The following is a 6,090-nucleotide window of genomic DNA, read 5'->3' as shown; positions in this document are numbered from 1 at the left end:
ATTTAATTTAACAAATTTATTATCACTACCAAGCGACTCTTCTAAGCCTAAAAAGAAAAAATCCATAAAAATTAAAAACTAATATCTGTAACATCTGTATTTTACAAAATATATCTAACAATTTGGGATATTAATTCAACAGTCTTAATAATGACTAAAGAGTTTTTAGAGTATCTGCATCTAACGGTAATAATTTATTAATTCCAAAATTTTTTGATTTTCCAGGACTTAAGCTGGGAGATAAATGGTGCTTATGTGCTTTACGATGGTTAGAAGCTTATCAAAATAATTGTGCTCCAGAGGTTGTTCTTGAATCAACTCATGAATTAGCATTTGAGATAATTAATAAAGAGTATTTATTAGAGAAAGCCTATGTAAATATAAATGTATAAGCTAAGAACTTCTTTGATTTAACTTATAAACACCAATTAAAAGAATTATTGTTAATATACAAAATCCTAATTGAGCAAATGGTGATGCAATTACAAGATCTCTACCATGATAAAAACTTACTATATAGCTACCTGTAGCAGCAATCATATTTTTAGTAAAGTTTACTATTGAGTTAGCTGTGCCAAAACTGTGGTCTATTTGATCTATAGCAAATGAGTATATTAATGTAGAACCAAAAGAAACACATGTACATAAAACTAACATAGTTAGAGTATATATAAAGGCATTATCCAAGTTTAGACTATTAAATATTATTAAAACTATACAGCTTAAAGTAATTAATGCAACGCTATAATATAAGAATTTTAATTGCTGTACACGGCCAGAATTTCTTTTGATAACCATATTTGCAAAAATAGAGCCTACACAACATACTCCATAGTAAAAACAATACCAGAATGATCCAGTTGCATAGTCGCCAAGATATATTAGTGCAGATGATGATATATATATAAATAGTGCAGCAAATATAGTGCCACTAGCAAAAGTTGCTAGCATGAATCTAGGATTTGCTAAATGTTGAAAATAACTTGGTATTAGATTTAATAAACTTGTTTTTCTATCTTTATGCTCTAATGTTTCTTCAATTATGCAAGCACATAGAAGCATTACTACACCATAAAAAGTAAGAAAGTGAAAAGTACTTTGCCAAGTATGAGTTAGATTTGTAAGTATGGTTCCAATAATAGGAGCTATAATAGGAGCTATAAGTAATATCATAATAATTGTTGCAACAAGGCTTGTTAATTGAGCGCCTTTATAGCAATCACGAGCTATTGAAAATGCAACAACAGCACCTACCGAATCAGCTAACCCTTGAATTAAGCGCATAGTTTCAAGCATTTGAAAATCATAACTATATGAACATAAAACCGTACTAATTATATAAATAATACTACCTACAATGATAACTCTCTTACGGCCATATTTATCAGAGATAGCTCCCCAAAAAAGCATACCAAAAGAGAAGCCTACAAAATAGGTGGCAAACGTTGTTAAAACCGTACTATTACTTACTCCAAAGTCATTAGCAATAAGCGGTATTGCAGGAGCATATGTATTTACTGCCAAAGGTGGGAGTGCTGCAAACAGAGCTAATATAATTGGGAAAAGTTTAGAATCTTTAGTTATATAATTCATAGAGAATAGAGGAAAATTTATATTATTATTTAATAGTCTCTAGTATATACTCTTTTAACTTTTTACCAACAACTTTATATCTCCAGCCATTTAATAACTTGCCTTTAGAATAGTTACTATCGATACTTAAATTATATGCTAAAGACTTTATATCTTTTCGAGATGCAATTATGCTACTATCAAAGCCAAAATCTTTAGTTTGAATGTCAAAACACTCAATTATTTTATTATTGATATCAGAAGATATCTTGCCACTTATTTGTTTTTTCTCAATCAGACTATCTTGTACATTATGAGCTGATTTAAGTACATCTATAATTGCTTTTTTTAACCAAGGTTTGAGCTTTTTTATCTCAGGGTGTTTAAAGTCATCGATAGATTTTGGTTTTGCGTGAGCTATGAGATATAAGATTTTATTATTAAACATAAATCTTACGGGAATATTTTTTTCTTGAGCAACTTGTTCACGCCATTGCGCTATTGCTATAGCATTTTTTTGAACTTCTTCTTCAAATTTTTGGATATTGCCTATCTTTGTATGAATAATCTCAACGGAGTTAAACTCTGTCCTTTGAATATCTAGAAGCTCCTGTTCATAGAAATTTTTATAGTCACTATCATCAAGCTTCGCACTAAGGTGATCGCGTATTTCTATAAGGTGTTCAACATCTTTGATCGCATAGTTTATTTGCTTTTCAGATAATGGTCTTTTTCTCCAGTCAGAAAACTGAGACTCTTTTTCCATATCTATATCGAGGATCTCTTTCAAAAGAGACTTAAGTGATAGCTGAGTTTTAAAACCAATGAAAGTAGCCGCAAGTTGAGTATCAAATATATTGTTAACTTCACAGTCAAAAAATCTTTTGATTATAGGGATATCATTTGTTGCAGAATGGATAATCTTTTCGATATTTTGATCCTCAAAAATCTTTTTAAGAGGTGAAAAATCTATATCTACAAGAGTATCTATCAAAAAAACTTCTTTTTCAGTAGTTATCTGGATTAAACAAAGCTCTGGGTAATATGTACGCATCCAGTAAAATTCAGTATCTACAGCGATCTTTTGAGTATTTTCTAAAGCCGTAATTAAATTACTTAATTGTTTATTTGTATTTATTATCATCTTTATAATTTATTAAGAGGTTTTTTCCATGCTATTTTAGCAACTTGCTTAGCATCATGAGTTATTAAGTCGCCATGAGCTAGAATAATTTTATCAAAATCCCATTCTAATATGGTTTGTAAAGATTGAGCTGCTAATTTTTTATCTTTCCAACCTAGTTGATACTCAGGTGCAGGTTTTGCTTTATTCCACATTCTAAAAATCAACCACCATATTTTAATACCAAAACCTGTATTTTTAGTTTTACTACCTATGTTTTCTATGATATCAACAACAATCAAGGTTTTTGTCTCTTTATGCAGCAATACAACCTCATTCATGATTTTGGAACCAAGGATAGGCTGTTGCTTAAACTCGTTTAGCAAAGTTTTTTCTGTAAGAATACCTTCATACTTTAGATTAGGTTGTTTTTTCTCAATACCTTCACAGATATAAGTTTTAGAATTTGGAAAAGCTTCTTGAGCTGAGCTAATATATAAGTGGTGAAAATTACCTGGTGCAAATATATAACTAACTTCACCTAGTTTAAGTATTTCTTTCTTAAGCTTCTCATCAATTTTACATGGTGAATGAATAAGAATTGAACCATCATCTAATTTTACTAATGTTGTGCGAGAACTAAATTTAACACCTGAATATTTTATAGGGTATTCAATAATCCATATTTTATTTTCTATAAAAGAAATTATTTCGTACATATAGCTTATTTTGTGTTATGTGGAGTAAATTAAATTGTATATATGGTAACATTTTCACATATATATTAGTTAATAAAAATTAGATGATTTCTGATAATTCTAAAGATTTTGATTTGAAAAGCTTTTTAGCTAATTTAACTACTCATTCAGGTGTTTATCGGATGATTGATAAATATGGTGAGATAATTTATGTAGGCAAAGCAAAGAATCTTAAAAACCGTGTGAATAGTTATTTCTCAAAAGGTGCTAAAGATACCAAAACTCTTATGATGGCAGCTCAAGTTGTTAAGATTGAAATAACTATTACTCCCAGTGATTATGAAGCTTATTTGCTTGAGAATAGTTTAATTAAACAACATCGTCCTAAATATAATATTCTTTTTAAAGATGATAAGAGTTATCCATATCTGGTGATTTCACGTGATAAGTTCCCTAAAGTTTCTTTTTATCGTGGTAAATCTGCATATAAAAAAGGTCAATGTTTTGGACCATATGTTTCAATATCTTCGGTGAAAAACACCCTTAATATTATCCAGAAAATATTTCCAATCCGACAATGTGAAAATTCATATTATAAATCAAGAGTTAGACCTTGCTTGCAATATCAGATTAAACGTTGTTTAGCTCCTTGTGTTGGATTAGTTTCTCAAGAGCAGTATGATGAGCAATTAGCAATATTAAAGAAATTTCTAGCAGGTAAGTTTAGTAGTGTTTTAGAAGAAATATCTGAAAAGATGCATCATGCTTCGGAAAATATGGAGTATGAAAAAGCTCAGATCTATCGTGATCAGCTAGTAGTACTTCGTAAGTTACAGCAGCAACAAATAGTTGATATACAAGCAGATAAAACTTTTGATGTGGTTGGTATCTATATACAAGATAACTATGCAAGTATTGCCTTATTACAAATTCAAAATGGTGAGGTTGTTGCAGATAGACATTGGAGCATAGATGCAAAAGGTCAGGATAAAACATCTATAATGCATGCTTTTTTATCACATTTTTATTTAGGTGATGAGATTCGTAATATTTGGCCTAAAAATATAATCTTATCAAAAGTTGATTTTAGTGAGATACAAGATCTTATGACAAGTATTTCTCAGAAAATAGGTCAATCAATAAATTGGATATTAGCTCCAGCTGCAGATAATATGAAGTGGTTAAAGTTAGCAGAAGTAAATGCTCGTCAAAAGCTAAATATATATACAAGCTCAAAATCACAATATCAAAAACGTTTAGATTCGCTAAAAGAGTTTCTTGAGCTTGATCAAGATATTAAGCGTATTGAATGTTTTGATATCTCGCATTTTCAAGGTGAGGCGACAGTTGCTTCATGCGTTGTTTACACAGATGAGGGAGAGGATCGTAAATCTCATCGTAGATATAATATCAAAGATGTCAAAGCTGGGGATGATTATGCCGCTATCCATCAAGCTGTATCACGCCGAGTAAGTTCAGGATTAGAAGCTGATAATCTTCCAGATGTGATGATAATAGATGGTGGTAAAGGCCAAATCCATCAAGCAGAAGCTGTTTTTAGAGAGTTTGGGATTCAAGATAAAGTTCAGCTTGTGAGTCTTGGTAAGGGTGTTGAGCGAATTAGTGGTAAAGAAAAAATCTATAAAGGTTTTGATGATACTGAGTATACCTTAGATGAGCATAATCCAGGGTTTTTACTTTTACGTCAAGTTAGAGATTCTGCGCATGATCATGCTATTAAAGGCCAAAGAAAGAAGGTTAGCTCAAATAGGCAGTCATCAATTATTGAAGAGATTGAAGGAGTAGGACCTAAGCGTCGTAAAGCATTGATAATGTATTTTGGCGGTTGGCAAGAGCTAAGTAGAGCATCCGTTGATGAAATCTCTAAAGTAAAAGGAATTAGTAAAAAATTAGCTCAAGAAATATGGGAGTGTTTTCATTAAAATTTAGTGTGCATGATTTTTAGGAAAATTAATAAAGTTAAATATGTAGATACATTATTTTGCGTTAAAGTTAGTCGTTAATTTGCATGTAGGAGATAAATAAAATGTCTAACATAAAAAATCTTTTATTATTCTTTATAATTGGAATAGTACTTATTGTTTTTTGCTATTTCTTTGTAGATAGACAAATAGTATGGTTTTTACATGATCATCATTCTAGAAGTTACAAAATATTAGAAATTCTTGCAAATGATATAGTATTTTATCTCAGAGAATTAATTCCAATATTTTATATTTATTTTTTTATTAAACTTGTTATAAAAAAGACTAATAATTTAGATTATAAAGTTTTACTAATAGCAAATGCTGTAGTTATAGGACAAGTTTTAAAAGACTTTTTGAAAGGAATATTTGGTAGGTATTGGCCTGCAACTTTTATTAATAATAATCCATCTTTAATTAAAGATCATATGTATGGTTTTAACTGGTTTCATTCAGGTAGCGCATATAGTTCATTTCCATCTGGGCATGCAACTTTTATGCTTTCATTCTCAATAGCTGCATGGATATTATTTCCTAAGCTACGCTGGCTTTGGGTTTTACTAGCGGTTTTAGTTGTAGCTAGTCAGCTACTTATGTATTTTCACTTTGCTAGTGATCTAATAGCAGGATCTATGCTAGGCACATTGGTCGGTTATTATACAGCTAGTTTTTATAATAAAAGATCATCAACTTAATTTAGCAGAATCATAGC

General features: G+C 30.2%; 5 protein-coding genes and 1 pseudogene. 3 read left to right on the top strand and 3 right to left on the bottom strand.

Going from position 1 to position 6,090, the window contains the following annotated elements; genetic code table 11:
• Positions 1-147 precede the first annotated feature (147 nt).
• Positions 148-392: pseudogene (locus R8535_RS07245) on the top strand (DUF2237 family protein); the annotation flags it as partial.
• A 1-nt stretch (position 393) separates the two neighbouring features.
• Here the strand turns inward: R8535_RS07245 and R8535_RS07240 are convergent.
• From R8535_RS07240 to R8535_RS07230, 3 genes are read right to left on the bottom strand one after another with little or no spacing between them, the layout of a single operon-like run.
• On the bottom strand, positions 394-1,593 hold the full coding sequence (locus R8535_RS07240) for a Bcr/CflA family efflux MFS transporter (RefSeq protein WP_329497842.1): 1,200 nt from the start codon (positions 1,591-1,593) through the stop codon (positions 394-396).
• 25 nt (positions 1,594-1,618) lie between these two features.
• Positions 1,619-2,716, bottom strand: a complete 1,098-nt coding sequence (locus R8535_RS07235; protein ID WP_329497844.1) for a ribonuclease D — start codon at positions 2,714-2,716, stop codon at positions 1,619-1,621.
• Between the two features lie 2 nt (positions 2,717-2,718).
• Complete coding sequence (locus tag R8535_RS07230; RefSeq protein WP_329497846.1) at positions 2,719-3,414, bottom strand: DUF4336 domain-containing protein; 696 nt, start codon at positions 3,412-3,414, stop codon at positions 2,719-2,721.
• 83 nt (positions 3,415-3,497) lie between these two features.
• Here R8535_RS07230 and uvrC point away from each other — a divergent pair, with 83 nt between their 5' ends.
• Positions 3,498-5,336, top strand: coding sequence for an excinuclease ABC subunit UvrC (gene uvrC / locus R8535_RS07225; protein WP_329497848.1), 1,839 nt, complete (start codon positions 3,498-3,500; stop codon positions 5,334-5,336).
• 104 nt (positions 5,337-5,440) lie between these two features.
• Positions 5,441-6,073 carry a phosphatase PAP2 family protein gene (locus R8535_RS07220; protein ID WP_329497850.1) on the top strand — a complete coding sequence of 211 codons (633 nt, stop codon included), beginning with the start codon at positions 5,441-5,443 and terminating at the stop codon, positions 6,071-6,073.
• The last annotated feature ends 17 nt before the right edge of the window (positions 6,074-6,090 follow it).

It is taken from the genome of Francisella sp. 19S2-4, from assembly GCF_036281795.1.
Taxonomy (GTDB): domain Bacteria; phylum Pseudomonadota; class Gammaproteobacteria; order Francisellales; family Francisellaceae; genus Francisella.
This window is presented reverse-complemented; position numbering and strand designations above follow the sequence as displayed.